Consider the following 12,933-nt stretch of genomic DNA (forward strand, 5'->3'; position numbering starts at 1 on the left):
CTCGATTCGAGCAGGAGCAGCGCCGCGGCCGCCGCCGCGACCGTCATGAAGGAATTTTGCATCGTGAGCGCCGCGCCGAGCAGCCCCGGAAATGCGGCAATCGCGACGCGCAGTTGCGTGTCGAGCGGGCGCACGACACGCGCGACGACCTCCGCATAACAAGCGATCTGCAGTGTCGCGAACACCACGAGCGCGAAGGCGAACGGCACGAGGCCGAACGGGAGGATGACGAGCAGGAACGTCGGCGGATACGGCCACGGAGCGAAGTCGTCGAACGGCCGCAGGGCGGCTTCGATCGGCTGCATCCACCCGGGCGAGAAGATCGCCGCGGCGCCGTGCTCGATCGCGACACGGGCCGCCGCCCAGAAAATCGCGAAGTCCGAGCCGACCATCGGGGACGAGCGATCGTGCCAGCCGTAGTACCTCATCGCCCAGACAGCCAGAACGACGATCTGCAGCGCGAGTACCGCGGCTGCATACGTGCCGACGCGCCGCGCGTCGACCGCGCGACTGCCCGATCCGTGCACCGTCCCCATCGCCCACCCCCGCGATTTTTCTTCTCGTCGAGTATAGGCGACGATCGTTTCGCCAGACGACGTTCCCGTCGGCACGCAGCAGCGTGCGTCGCCCAATATCGATGCCGCGCGGCCGGTACTCGCAACGGCATCCGTCCGTCGTCGAAAGCAAAATGGCCCGGCCGGCAGATGCCGGTCAGGCCATGTTCATGAGCGAGGCTCCCGCCCCGCCGCTACATCACGCGATCAGATCACGTCGCCGACACCCGGCGCCCCGCGTTCGCCCGCGCATCGCGGCCGCGCTTGTTCAGCCACGACGCGAACAGCACGATCAACGCCAGCACGGCCGTCGCGCCGACTTCCATCCGGTGCTCCTCGCTGACGAACATCACGGTCAGCGTGCCGCAGATGAACAGGATCACGGCCCACGTGAGCCACGGGAACAGCCACATCCGCAGCGTCAGGTCCGCGCCGCCCGATTCGAGCGTCTTGCGCATCCGCAGTTGCGAGATCGCGATCACGAGATACACGAGCAGCGCGATCGCGCCCGACGTCGCGAGCAGGAAGCCGAACACCTGCTCCGGCATCAGGTAGTTCGCGATCACGGTCAGGAAGCCGAACGCGGTCGACGCAAGCACGGCCGCACGCGGCGTGCCGGTCGAATCGGTGCGATGCAGGAAGGCGGGCGCGTCCTTGCGCCGGGACAGCGAGAACAGCATCCGCGACGCGGTGTACAGCGCCGAATTCAGGCAGCTCGCGACCGACACGAGCACGATCACGTCGATGATCGCCTTCGCGTTCGGGACGCCGATCAGCTCCATCGCGCGCTGATACGAGCCGTGCTTCGGCAGCAGCGGGTCGTTCCACGGCACGATGGCCGCGACGACGAGGATCGAGCCGAGATAGAACAGCGTGATACGCCAGATGACCGAGTTCGTCGCGCGCACGATCTGGCGCTGCGGGTTGTCCGATTCGGCGGCCGCGATCGTCACGATCTCGGTGCCGAGGAACGAGAACATCGTCGTGAGCATGGCCGCGAGCACCGCGCTCGCGCCGTGCGGCATGAAGCCGTCGTGCACGAACAGGTTCGACACGCCCGACACGGCCGGCGCCGGAATGATGCCGACGATCGCCGCACCGCCGATGCACAGGAACACGACGATCGCGACGACCTTGATCAGCGCGAACCAGAATTCGAATTCGCCGTAGTTCTTGACGGAGAAGAGATTGGTGACGGTGAGCAGCAGCGTGATGCCGAGCGCGAAGATCCACGTCGCGATGCCCGGGAACCACGCATTGAGGATGGTCGCGGCGGCGGTCGCCTCGATCGGGATCACCAGCACCCAGAACCACCAGTACAGCCAGCCGATCGTGAAGCCGGCCCAGTGGCCGATCGCGCGATCGGCATAGGTCGAGAACGACCCGCTGTCCGGATGCGCGACGGCCATTTCGCCGAGCATGCGCATCACCAGCACGACCAGCACGCCCGCGATCGCATACGCGAGTATCGATGCCGGCCCGGCTTCCGCGATCGCGTGGCCGGAGCCGACGAACAAGCCCGCGCCGATCACGCCGGCAATCGACATCATCGTTACGTGACGCTGCTTCAGGCCAGTGCCGAGGCCTGTGTTGCTTCCACTCATCTGTCTCTCTCCAAAAAACGGTTCCGGTACGACCGGGTGTCGCGTGAAGGCGGCGCGGGGAGTTGTCGTTCTTGAATCCGGTCGCGGCCGCGGGTGCGTCGCACGCGGGCATGGGCCGGATGGGGCCGTTCCGGTCGGGTCGCCCGCGCAGTCTGCGAAGCTGCGGGTGCGATGCGGCGCACCGGGCGCCGGCGCATCGCGTACGCCCGTTCCGTCGGCTGTCGTCAGCCGCCTTCGAAGCGAAGGAGTGTAAGCATCAAACGGTTCTTCACTAAGAACCAATTGAAGAATTTCGATGGAACCACTCGTTGCATCGATACGAACCGATGCAACGCTTGATCCGGTTCGGCAGGCTGCATCGCGCGCGGGGTGGGCGCGATTCAGTGCGTGTCGCGGGCGGCTTCGTCCCGCCACTTCGCCGGCACGATTGCGCGCCATTCCCGCAGAAGCAGGTTTTTCACGGCGTCGGGATGCGCGGCCGACAGGCGCACCAGCACGATCGGCCAGCCGACATAGTGATCGGTCACGTAATACACGTCGGGCGCCGACTCGATCAGCCATGCACGCTCGTCGGGGCCGACGCCCTTCACGACGAGCGTGTCGCCGTCCTCGCGCAGCCGCGCGAGCACCTTGCCCTTCACCTTGAGCGCGGGCGTGCCGTACGACGTGCCGTCCTCGACGCCACGCCAGTGCGATCTGCCGGACTTCGTCGAATGTCACGATGCCTCCCCGACCGTGCGTCGATGGTTGACGGTCCGGCCACCCTACCGGAAATCGCGCGGCGCGCCCAGCCGGGTGGCACTATCCGCCGGCCGCACGCGCGGCGGCCGGCGCACGCCCGGTGGTCGCGACGATCGCGAACGCGATCGCATTCGCGGCGGCGCTCGCGAGGATCGGTACGAGATAGCCGCCGCCCGCGTCGTAAATGAAGCCGGCGGCGGCCGGCCCGATCAGCGTGCCGAACGCGACGCTCGTGTACAGGATGCCGATGATCGCGCTCACGTTGCGCCCGCCGAAATAGTCCATCACGACCGCCGGCAGCACGGCGACCCAGCCGCCGTAGAACACGCCGAACACGAGCGCGAACCCGGCCAGCGTCGCGACGGTTCCGGCGCCCGCCCATGCGACGAGCGCAACGGCCATGCCGGCGAACATCGCGAGCAGCGACGCGCGGCGGCCGAAGCGATCGGCCAGGCCGCCGAGGAAGAAGCGGCCGGCCGTGCTGCCCACGCCGATCGCGCCGAGCAGCAGCACGGCCGTCGACGGCGCGACGCCGTGATCGAGCGCGTACGGCACGAGGTGAACGAACGGGACGAATACGCCGAACGAACAGACGAGGCAGGCCGCGTAGAGGCTCGCGAACGGCCGCGACGTGACGGCTTCGCGTACCGTCGCGCCGGCTGGTACGCTCGCGGCCGCGGCCGGGGAAGCCCCGCCATTCCGGCCGTCGCCGTCCGGGGCGACATCGCCGTCCGGCAACAGCCCCCGCCCGCGCGGGTCGTTCTCGATCAGCAGCGACATGCCGGCTCCCAGCACGATCACGAGCGCGGCGAGCGTGAAATACGCGCTGCGCCAGCCGACCTGCGCGATCAGCGCGGACGCGAGCGGCGGCATCACCAGCGTGCCGACGCCGATCCCCGCGACCGCGAGCCCCGACGCGAACCCGCGCCGGCGCACGAACCAGCGCTGAACCGCGCCGACGGCCGGCACGTACGCGCAGCCGACGCCGAACCCGACACCGAGCCCGTACGCGACATAGACCTGCAGCAGCGTATGCGCCGCGCCGGCCGCCGCGAGCCCCGCGCCGGTCAGCAGCATCCCGGCGACGGCGAGCCGCCGCGAGCCGAAACGATCGGCCAGCGGCCCGCTGACGATGCCGAAGCCGAAGTACAGGAAGCCGGCGAGCGAGAACACGAGCGAGATCTGGCCGCGCGACGCGGCGAAATCCCGCTGCAGCGATTCGACGAACGCACTGAACGTATACGCGCTGCCGAACCCGACGAACGTGACGGCAAACGCGGCCGCCACCACGTACCAGCCATGGAAAACGCGTGACGCGCCCGGGCGGTTCATGACGATGCTCCTTTCGGGTTCCACCGGCTGCCGGGCGGCGGTCCGGATTGCCCCGTGGATATAGTTGAACTATGTTGATCGCATCGGCCGCCGATCGGCACCCGACAGGCAGCCGCGAAACAGGCGATCCGTTGCGTCAACGGTACGCGCGCATACGCGTCGTCTCAAACGATATTTCGTCGACCTTTCGCTTTAGAAAAACTGAATGAATCGTTCCCGCCTGCCGCCGCTCAACGCGTTGCGCGCGTTCGAAGCCGCCGCCCGCCACCTGTCGGTGAAGTCGGCGGCCGAGGAGCTGTCGGTCACGCCCGGCGCGGTGAGCCAGATGATCCGCACGCTCGAGACGCACCTCGGCGTGCAACTGTTCGAGCGCGTGAACCGCGGCATCCTGCTGACGGCCGCCGGCCGCGACTACCTGCCGCCCGTGCGCAACGCGTTCCGGCAGATCGCCGATGCGTCGCAGCGCGTGTCGGGCGCCGCCGACAGCGGCGTGCTGACGGTGAGCGTTACGCCGTTCTTCGCGTCCGCGTGGCTGGTCCCACGCCTTGCGCAGTTCCGGCAGGCTTGCCCGGACGTCGACCTGCAGGTCCTCACGAGCCACGCGCTCGCGGATTTCGCGCGCGACGGCGTCGACGTCGCGATCCGCCACGGCCTCGGGCGCTACATCGGGCTGTGCAGCGAACGCCTGCTGACGGTGGAAATCGTCGCGCTCGCGTCGCCGGACCTCGTCGCGCGGCTCGGCATGCCGGCGACGCCGGCCGAGCTCGTCGGCTGGCCGCAGTTGCACGACGCCGAACGCAAGGGCTGGCACATCTGGTTCGGCGCGCAGCGGATCGACGATTTCGGCCCGCCGCGCGGCCCGGCGTTCGACGATTCGGGCCTGCTGCTGCAGGCGATCGTTGCCGGCCAGGGCGCCGGGTTGCTGCCGGCCGCGATGGTGCGCGGCGAGCTGGCGAGCGGCCGGCTCGTGCAGCTTGCCGACGTCGCATGGCTCGACGATTTCGCGTACTACCTCGTCTATCCGCCGCATCACGCGGAACGGCCGAAGGTTGCCGCGTTCCGCCGGTGGATTCTCGATGCCGCGCAGGCCGACGGCGCGGCGTCGATGACCGGCGCGGCCTAGCGTCGCGCGGCGGCGCGCCGATCCGCCAACATGCGGCGCGGGCGTTCGGTTCGACATCGCCCGACCTCGATAACAACGAACCGAACGAGAGAGACCATGCGTGCCCTGCTCCGCCGTGCGACCCATGTCGCGACCCTGTCCGCCGCGCTGTTCGTCGCGGGCGCCGCGTTGCCCCCTGCCGCGCACGCATATCGCGCATCACCCGGCTACGGCAACGAAGCCGATCTCGACCGTCACGACACGTATCGCAACCGCGACGGCGAAACCGTGCATGCGCCCGCCCATTCGAAATCGGGCCGCGTGCCGGACGGCGCGCGCGCACGTTGCCGCGACGGCACGTACAGCTTCAGCCGTCACCGGCGCGGCACGTGCTCGGGGCACGGCGGCGTCGCCGCGTGGCTGTGAGCGCAGATCGGCCGAATGGCCTGCACCGCGCCAGCGGCAGCCGGCGGCGAAGTACAATACGCGCTCGCACCGCCGCGCCCCGCGCGGCACGCTCCGTACCGAATCACCCGACGCCGCCACGCCCGCGCGCTGCGCGGCCGTCCCAACCACTTCTGACTTTCACACCGAAATGGCCCAATACGTTTTCACGATGAACCGGGTCGGCAAGATCGTGCCGCCCAAGCGCCAGATCCTGAAGGACATCTCGCTGTCGTTCTTTCCCGGCGCGAAGATCGGCGTGCTCGGCCTGAACGGCTCGGGCAAGTCGACGCTGATCCGCATCATGGCGGGCGTCGACAAGGACATCGAAGGCGAAGCCACGCCGATGCCGAACCTGAACATCGGCTACCTGCCGCAGGAACCGCAGCTCGATCCGACGAAGACCGTGCGCGAAGCCGTCGAGGAAGGCCTCGGCGACCTGTTCCAGGCGAACAAGAAACTGGAAGAAATCTACGCGGCGTACGCCGAACCGGACGCCGACTTCGACGCGCTCGCGGCCGAGCAGGCGAAGTACGAGGCGATTCTCGCGTCGAGCGACGGCGGCAGCCCCGAGCAGCAGCTCGAAGTGGCCGCCGACGCGCTGCGCCTGCCGCCGTGGGACGCGAAGATCGAGCACCTGTCGGGCGGTGAAAAGCGCCGCGTCGCGCTGTGCAAGCTGCTGCTCGAAAAGCCCGACATGCTGCTGCTCGACGAACCGACCAACCACCTCGACGCCGAATCGGTCGACTGGCTCGAGCAGTTCCTGGTGCGCTTCCCGGGCACCGTGGTCGCGGTCACCCACGATCGCTACTTCCTCGACAACGCGGCCGAGTGGATTCTCGAACTCGACCGCGGCCACGGCATTCCGTGGAAGGGCAACTACAGCAGCTGGCTCGACCAGAAGGAAGAGCGCCTGAAGCAGGAAGAAGCGTCGGAATCGGCACGCCAGAAGGCGATCAAGAAGGAACTGGAGTGGGTGCGCCAGAACCCGAAGGGCCGCCAGGCGAAGTCGAAGGCGCGTATCGCCCGCTTCGAGGAGCTGAGCAGCCAGGAATACCAGAAGCGCAACGAAACGCAGGAAATCTTCATTCCGGCCGGCGAACGCCTCGGCAATGAAGTGATCGAGTTCAAGAACGTCAGCAAGTCGTTCGGCGACCGCCTGCTGATCGACAACCTGAGCTTCAAGATCCCGGCCGGCGCGATCGTCGGCATCATCGGTCCGAACGGCGCCGGCAAGTCGACGCTGTTCAAGATGCTGACCGGCAAGGAACAGCCGGATTCGGGCGAAGTCGTGATGGGCCCGACGGTGAAGCTCGCATACGTCGACCAGAGCCGCGACGCGCTCGACGGTTCGAAGACGGTGTTCGAGGAAATCTCGGGCGGCGCCGACGTGCTGACGGTCGGCAAGTACGAAACGCCGTCGCGTGCGTACATCGGCCGCTTCAACTTCAAGGGCGGCGACCAGCAGAAGATCGTCGGCAACCTGTCCGGCGGCGAACGCGGCCGCCTGCACCTCGCGAAGACGCTGATCTCGGGCGGCAACGTGCTGCTGCTGGACGAACCGTCGAACGACCTCGACGTCGAAACGCTGCGCGCGCTGGAAGACGCGCTGCTCGAATTCGCGGGCTCGGTGATGGTGATCTCGCACGATCGCTGGTTCCTCGACCGGATCGCGACGCACATCCTCGCGTTCGAAGGCGATTCGCAGGTCACGTTCTTCGACGGCAACTACCAGGAGTACGAAGCCGACAAGCGTGCGCGCCTCGGCGAGGAAGCCGCGAAGCCGAAGCGTCTGCGCTACAAGCCGATCAGCCGCTGATCGGCGCGGCCCGGGCGCCCGGCGCCGCGATCACGCGGGGCCGGATGCCGAAGCGGGCCACTTCCGAACAGCACAACGAAAAAGCGAGCCCTTGGCTCGCTTTTTTTATCCCGCGTGGCTTCCCCGTCGATTACACCAGCGCGCCCAGCTCGCGCAGTCGCGCCTCGGTCGCCGACGCGCTCGTGTGATGAATGCCGTGCCAGCCGAGCGCCGTCGCGGCCGCCGCGTTGTGCGCGTTGTCGTCGATGAACACGAGCTCGTGCGTCGCGATGCCGGGCAGGTGCGGCTCGATCCGCGCATGCATCTCGCGGTAGATCGCCGGATCGGGTTTCACGAGCTTCACGCGGCCCGACACGACGATGTCCTTGAAGCGGCGCAGCACCGGGAAGTTGTCCCATGCATACGGAAACGTCTGCGCGGACCAGTTCGTCAGCCCGAACAGCGGCATCCCCTGCGCTTCCAGCCGGTCGACGAGCGCCGCGCCCTCTTCGAGCACGCCGCCGATCATTTCGTGCCAGCGCGCATAGAACGCGCGGATCAGCGCTTCGTGCTCCGGAAACTTCGCGACGAGTTCGGCCGTGCCTTCCTCGATCGTCTGCCCGCCGTCCTGGCGGACGACCCAGTCCATCGCGCACACGTGCGTGAGGAACCAGCGACGCTCGGCGGCGTCGGGAATCAGTTCGCGGTAAAGGTACTCGGGGCTCCAGTCGATCAGCACCCCGCCGAAATCGAACACCACTGCCTTGATCGTCATGCAAACTCCGTAGCGAGCACGTCCGCGAGCGGACGCGGCGTCACCGCGTTGCCCGACAGCGAATTGTTGTTCCAGATGAAGTGATGGTGCGCGACGATCTGCGCCGCCGACAGGTGGGCACGCTCGTTCGTCGTGTGCAGGTCGGACACGACGGTCGTCCGGTAGCCGAGCAGCGCGGCGCGGCGCGCGGCCGAATCGACGCAAAACTCGGTCGCATAGCCGCAGATCAGCACCGAGCGGATGCCGTGGCGATCGAGCTGCGCCGCGAGTGGCGTGTCGTGAAACGCATCGCTCGCCTGCTTGCGCACGCGCCAGTCGTCGCGACCGACGACCAGCCCCGCATGCAGTTCCCAGCCCGGCGTGCCGGGCACGACGTCGTCGTCCGCGTCGCCGTCGTGCTGCACGAAGCACACCGGCGCGTTCGCCGCGCGCGCCGCCGCCGTCAACCGGTTGATGCCCGACACCACGTCGTCGAGCCGGTACGCGGGCTGCGCCCGCTCCACCAGCCCGCGCTGCATGTCGACCACGATCACCGCGGTGTCTGCCATTGCTTGCCCTCGCTGTTATCGGCCGGCCGTCGTTCGATCGTTACCGGATCGCTATCCGGCCGTTACCGTGCGTTGCGTCAGATCGGCTGCGTACGCGCGTCGAGCCACGCCTTCGCGTCGCCGCTCACATGCCGGCCGACGCGCTCGCGCACCGTCGCGTGATACGTGTTCAGCCACGCGCGCTCTTCGTCGTGCAGCATCTCGATCAGCACGCAGCGCGTGTCGATCGGGCACAGCGTCAGCGTCTCGAAGGCGAGGAAGTCGCCGAATTCCGTCTTTCCGGCCGCACGGTTCACGACCAGGTTCTCGATCCGGATGCCCCACTGGCCCGGACGGTACACGCCCGGCTCGATCGACGTGATCATCCCCTCTTCCATCGCCGTGTACGGCTCGGCCGGCGCGTAGTGCGAAATGACCTGCGGGCCCTCATGCACGTTCAGGAAGTAACCGACGCCATGCCCGGTGCCGTGGCCGTAGTCGAGCCCGGCCGCCCACATCGGCGCACGCGCGATCGCGTCGAGCATCGGCGAGCGGATGCCGCGCGGGAAGCGGGCACGCGACAGCGCCATCATCGACTTCAGCACGATCGTGAAATCGCGCCGCTGCAGGTCGCTGACGGTGCCGACCGGCACGACGCGCGTGATGTCGGTCGTGCCCGTCATGTACTGGCCGCCCGAATCGATCAGCAGCAGGCCATCGCCGGCGATCGTCGCGTGCGACTCGCGCGTCGCGTGGTAGTGCGGCATCGCGCCGTTCGCGTTGAAGCCGGCGATCGTCGCGAAGCTCGCCGACACATAGCCGGGGCGTCGGGCGCGCGCGGCCGTGAGCTTTTCCTCGATCGTCAGCTCGGTGATCGTCTCGCGGTTCACCGCCTGTTCGAACCACGCGAAGAATTCCGCGAGCGCGGCGCCGTCGTGCTCCATCGTCACGCGCACGTGCTCGATCTCGGCGGACGTCTTGCGCGACTTCGCGAACGTCGACGGATTCACGGCCTCGACGAGCTTCACGCCGGCCGGCACGGCCTCGAGCGTGCCGAACGTCACGCGGCGCGGGTCGATCAGCAGCGTCGCGCCGTCGGGCAGCGCCGCGAGCGACGCGCGCGCGGCGTCGTAGGCGCGGACGTCGACGCCATCCTGTGCGAGCGACGCGGCCAGCGCAGGCGGCACCTTGCCGTCGGCGACGAACAGCGTCGCGCGCTCGGCGCCGATCATTGCGTGCGCAACGAACACCGGATTGAAGTTGACGTCGGCGCCGCGCAGGTTGAACAGCCATGCGAGATCGTCGAGCGTCGACACGAAATGCCACTGCGCGCCGTGCGCGTGCATCGCGCGGCGCACCTCGGCCAGCTTGCTCGCGCGCGTCGTGTCGGCCTGCGGCGCCACGTGCTCGAACACCGCGTCGCCGGGCAGCCCCGGCCGCTCGGGCCAGATCGCGTCGAGCAGGTCGACGTCGGTACGCAGCGCGATGCCGCGCGCGCTCAGCGCGGCCGTCAGCCCGCGTGCGGCCGCGACGCCGAGCACCGCGCCGTCGACCCCGACCGTCGCGCCGGCCGCCACGTTCTGCGCGAGCCAGTCGACGTGCGGTGCGCTCTGCTGCCCGCCCGTCATCTTCATCAGCTGCACGCCCGTGCCCGCCAGCTCGGCGTCGGCCTGCACCCAGTAGCGGCTGTCGACCCACAACCCCGCGAAATCCGCGGTCACGACCAGCGTGCCGACCGAGCCCGTGAAGCCGGACAGCCAGCGGCGCGCCTGCCAGCGTTCGGGCAGGTATTCGGACAGATGAGGATCGGCGGACGGCACGAGATAAGCGGCCAGGTTCTCGCGGACCATGGCGTCGCGCAACAGCGCGAGACGGGCCGGCACCGGCGAGACTTCGGGGAGACGGGCATTCATGATTTCACCTGAGAGCATTCAGCGACGGGCCGACAGCGCGACCGTCACGGCTACGGCGAGGAACGCGACGCCGGTGCAGACCGGCCATTCGAGCGTCTCGCCATCGTAAAACAGTCCCGAGAGATTGCCGACCATGCGGGCGGCGGCCGCGCCCACGATGCCGACGAGCACCGCGATCCACCACGCGGGCCGGCCCGTGCGCCGCATCGGATGCAGCCAGCGGCCGAACAGCCCGACGGCCGCTCCCAGGACAAGGATTCCAAACCAGTTCATTCGACGCCTTCTATAAATTCAGATTCGTCCCATAGGCGTGAACGTTACCAGCGGCTAGCATCGATTCATCCATCGAACCCGAGACCAGCCGGGCGCCGCGAACATTCGAGTGTAGGGGCCGACTCGACGTTATGGCAAGCGCACACCGGCTGCCATATTGAAGAAATTCTCATGCGAATCGCTCTGATCGATCCGGAGTCGCGTCATACCGCACTCCTGAACCGCCTGCTCTTCGCGGGCGGTCACGTGTGCCACGCATTTCCGTCCGGCGCCGCATTCTTCGAGTGGCTCGCCGCCGACAACACCTGCGACATGCTGGTCACCGGCCACTGGGCCGGCGACCAGCCGGCGCAGGAAGTCATTCCGCGCGCGCAGGCGGTCCTGCCCGGGTTGCCCGCCATCGCCGTGATGCAGTCGGCGCGCGAAAGCGAAATCGTCTCGTGCCTGCACGCGGGCGCCGACGATTGTCTCGTGCGGCCCGTGAGCGGGCCCGAGCTGCTCGCGCGCGTCAATGCGCTGAGCCGGCGCGCCGGCGTCCGGCGGCTGCCCACCCGCTCGCGCGAAATGTATGGCGAATACACGTTCGACGCCACGCATTGCCTCGTCCGTTTCGGCGACGCAATCGTTTCACTCACGCCGAAGGAGTTCCGTTTCGCACAGTTGCTGTTCACGAACCTGTCGCGGCCCGTATCGCGCGCCCATATCCTCGAAACGGTATGGGCGCGCCGCCGCGACATGAAGTCGCGCACGCTCGACACGCATGCGTCCCGGCTGCGCAGCAAATTGCAGTTGCTTCCGGAGCGCGGCTACCGGCTGTTGCCGCTCTATGGCTTCGGCTACCAGCTCGACCGCGTGCCGATCGAGCCCCCAAATTCGCGGCCCCGCCACGCCGATGCCCGGTATGCCGCGAGTGAGGAAATCGCTGAAACGCTATAATATGGGCCTAAACGATAGCCCTCGATATGCAACTCCTCACGATCGGAATCAACCACCACACTGCGCCTGTCGCCCTGCGCGAACGCGTGGCGTTTCCGCTCGAGCAAATCAAGCCGGCTCTCGTCACGTTCAAGAACGTGTTTCTCGGCCCGCAGGCGCCCAATACGCCCGAGGCGGCGATCCTCTCCACCTGCAACCGCACCGAGCTGTATTGCGCGACCGACGATCGTGCTGCCCGTGAAGGCGCGGTCCGCTGGCTGTCGGAATATCACCGGATTCCGGTCGACGAACTCGCGCCGCACGTCTATGCACTGCCGCAGTCGGAAGCGGTCCGGCACGCGTTTCGCGTCGCGTCCGGCCTCGATTCGATGGTGCTCGGCGAAACCCAGATTCTGGGCCAGATGAAGGATGCCGTTCGCACCGCGACCGAAGCGGGCGCGCTCGGCACTTATCTGAACCAGCTGTTCCAGCGTACGTTCGCGGTGGCGAAGGAAGTGCGCGGCACGACCGAAATCGGCACGCAGTCGGTGTCGATGGCCGCGGCTGCGGTGCGCCTCGCGCAGCGGATCTTCGAAAAGGTGTCGGATCAGCGCGTGCTGTTCATCGGCGCGGGCGAAATGATCGAGCTGTGCGCGACGCACTTCGCCGCGCAAGGCCCGCGCGAACTGGTCGTCGCGAACCGCACGGCCGAACGCGGCCAGCGGCTCGCCGAACGCTTCAACGGCCGCGCGATGCCGCTGGCCGACCTGCCCACCCGCATGCACGAATTCGACATCATCGTGTCGTGCACCGCGTCGACGCTGCCGATCATCGGTCTCGGCGCGGTCGAGCGCGCGGTGAAGGCGCGCCGCCACCGGCCGATCTTCATGGTCGACCTCGCGGTGCCGCGCGACATCGAGCCCGAAGTCGGCAAGCTGAAGGACGTGTTCCTGTA

Annotated in this window: 12 protein-coding genes and 1 pseudogene; 5 read left to right on the forward strand and 8 right to left on the reverse strand. The window is 68.0% G+C overall.

The annotated features are described in order from the left end of the window. The 4 genes and pseudogenes from JMF90_RS06400 to JMF90_RS06415 form a co-directional block, all read right to left on the reverse strand. The coding region (locus JMF90_RS06400) for a glycosyltransferase family 87 protein (protein ID WP_201324996.1) at window positions 1-536 on the reverse strand (536 nt) is incomplete at its 3' end. A gap of 230 nt (window positions 537-766) precedes the next feature. After that, window positions 767-2,158, reverse strand: a complete 1,392-nt coding sequence (gene gabP, locus JMF90_RS06405; RefSeq protein WP_054928324.1) for a GABA permease — start codon at window positions 2,156-2,158, stop codon at window positions 767-769. Window positions 2,159-2,538: 380 nt separating this feature from the next. Further along, window positions 2,539-2,878: pseudogene (locus JMF90_RS06410) on the reverse strand (MmcQ/YjbR family DNA-binding protein). A gap of 81 nt (window positions 2,879-2,959) precedes the next feature. Further along, window positions 2,960-4,231 (reverse strand): MFS transporter, encoded by a 1,272-nt coding sequence (locus JMF90_RS06415; protein WP_054928322.1) that lies wholly within the window; start codon window positions 4,229-4,231, stop codon window positions 2,960-2,962. Between the two features lie 205 nt (window positions 4,232-4,436). Here JMF90_RS06415 and gcvA point away from each other — a divergent pair, with 205 nt between their 5' ends. The 3 genes from gcvA to ettA all read left to right on the forward strand — a co-directional run bounded on the left by gcvA (window position 4,437) and on the right by ettA (window position 7,596). Then, on the forward strand, window positions 4,437-5,354 hold the full coding sequence (gene gcvA / locus JMF90_RS06420; protein WP_054928321.1) for a transcriptional regulator GcvA: 918 nt from the start codon (window positions 4,437-4,439) through the stop codon (window positions 5,352-5,354). 96 nt (window positions 5,355-5,450) lie between these two features. Continuing rightward, entirely contained in the window at window positions 5,451-5,759 is a 309-nt protein-coding gene (locus JMF90_RS06425; protein WP_054928320.1) for a DUF3761 domain-containing protein, read from the forward strand. A 169-nt stretch (window positions 5,760-5,928) separates the two neighbouring features. Continuing rightward, window positions 5,929-7,596: an energy-dependent translational throttle protein EttA gene (ettA, locus tag JMF90_RS06430; RefSeq protein ID WP_006494122.1), complete on the forward strand. Its 1,668-nt coding sequence runs from the start codon at window positions 5,929-5,931 to the stop codon at window positions 7,594-7,596. A gap of 130 nt (window positions 7,597-7,726) precedes the next feature. On the opposite strand, the gene JMF90_RS06435 is transcribed toward ettA, so the two are convergent. The 4 genes from JMF90_RS06435 to JMF90_RS06450 all read right to left on the reverse strand — a co-directional run bounded on the left by JMF90_RS06435 (window position 7,727) and on the right by JMF90_RS06450 (window position 11,063). Beyond that, window positions 7,727-8,350 carry an HAD family hydrolase gene (locus tag JMF90_RS06435; RefSeq protein WP_054928319.1) on the reverse strand — a complete coding sequence of 208 codons (624 nt, stop codon included), beginning with the start codon at window positions 8,348-8,350 and terminating at the stop codon, window positions 7,727-7,729. Further along, the gene (locus tag JMF90_RS06440; RefSeq protein WP_011546544.1) at window positions 8,347-8,898 is read right to left on the reverse strand and encodes a cysteine hydrolase family protein; all 552 of its coding nucleotides are present in this window, start codon (window positions 8,896-8,898) and stop codon (window positions 8,347-8,349) included. Before JMF90_RS06440 ends, JMF90_RS06435 begins: the two co-directional genes overlap by 4 nt. 77 nt (window positions 8,899-8,975) lie before the next feature. Beyond that, entirely contained in the window at window positions 8,976-10,790 is a 1,815-nt protein-coding gene (locus tag JMF90_RS06445; protein ID WP_006477060.1) for an aminopeptidase P family protein, read from the reverse strand. Window positions 10,791-10,808: 18 nt separating this feature from the next. After that, window positions 10,809-11,063, reverse strand: a complete 255-nt coding sequence (locus JMF90_RS06450; RefSeq protein WP_006477062.1) for a hypothetical protein — start codon at window positions 11,061-11,063, stop codon at window positions 10,809-10,811. Between the two features lie 171 nt (window positions 11,064-11,234). Here JMF90_RS06450 and JMF90_RS06455 point away from each other — a divergent pair, with 171 nt between their 5' ends. Both JMF90_RS06455 and hemA read left to right on the forward strand, forming a co-directional pair. Next, on the forward strand, window positions 11,235-11,999 hold the full coding sequence (locus JMF90_RS06455) for a response regulator transcription factor (protein WP_011546546.1): 765 nt from the start codon (window positions 11,235-11,237) through the stop codon (window positions 11,997-11,999). 26 nt (window positions 12,000-12,025) lie between these two features. Next, window positions 12,026-12,933, forward strand: a 908-nt coding sequence (gene hemA / locus JMF90_RS06460) for a glutamyl-tRNA reductase (RefSeq protein ID WP_201324997.1), incomplete at its 3' end; no start/stop codon positions are given.

This window comes from Burkholderia sp. E168m23 (genome assembly GCF_016586125.1).
Classification (GTDB): Bacteria; Pseudomonadota; Gammaproteobacteria; order Burkholderiales; family Burkholderiaceae; genus Burkholderia; species Burkholderia orbicola.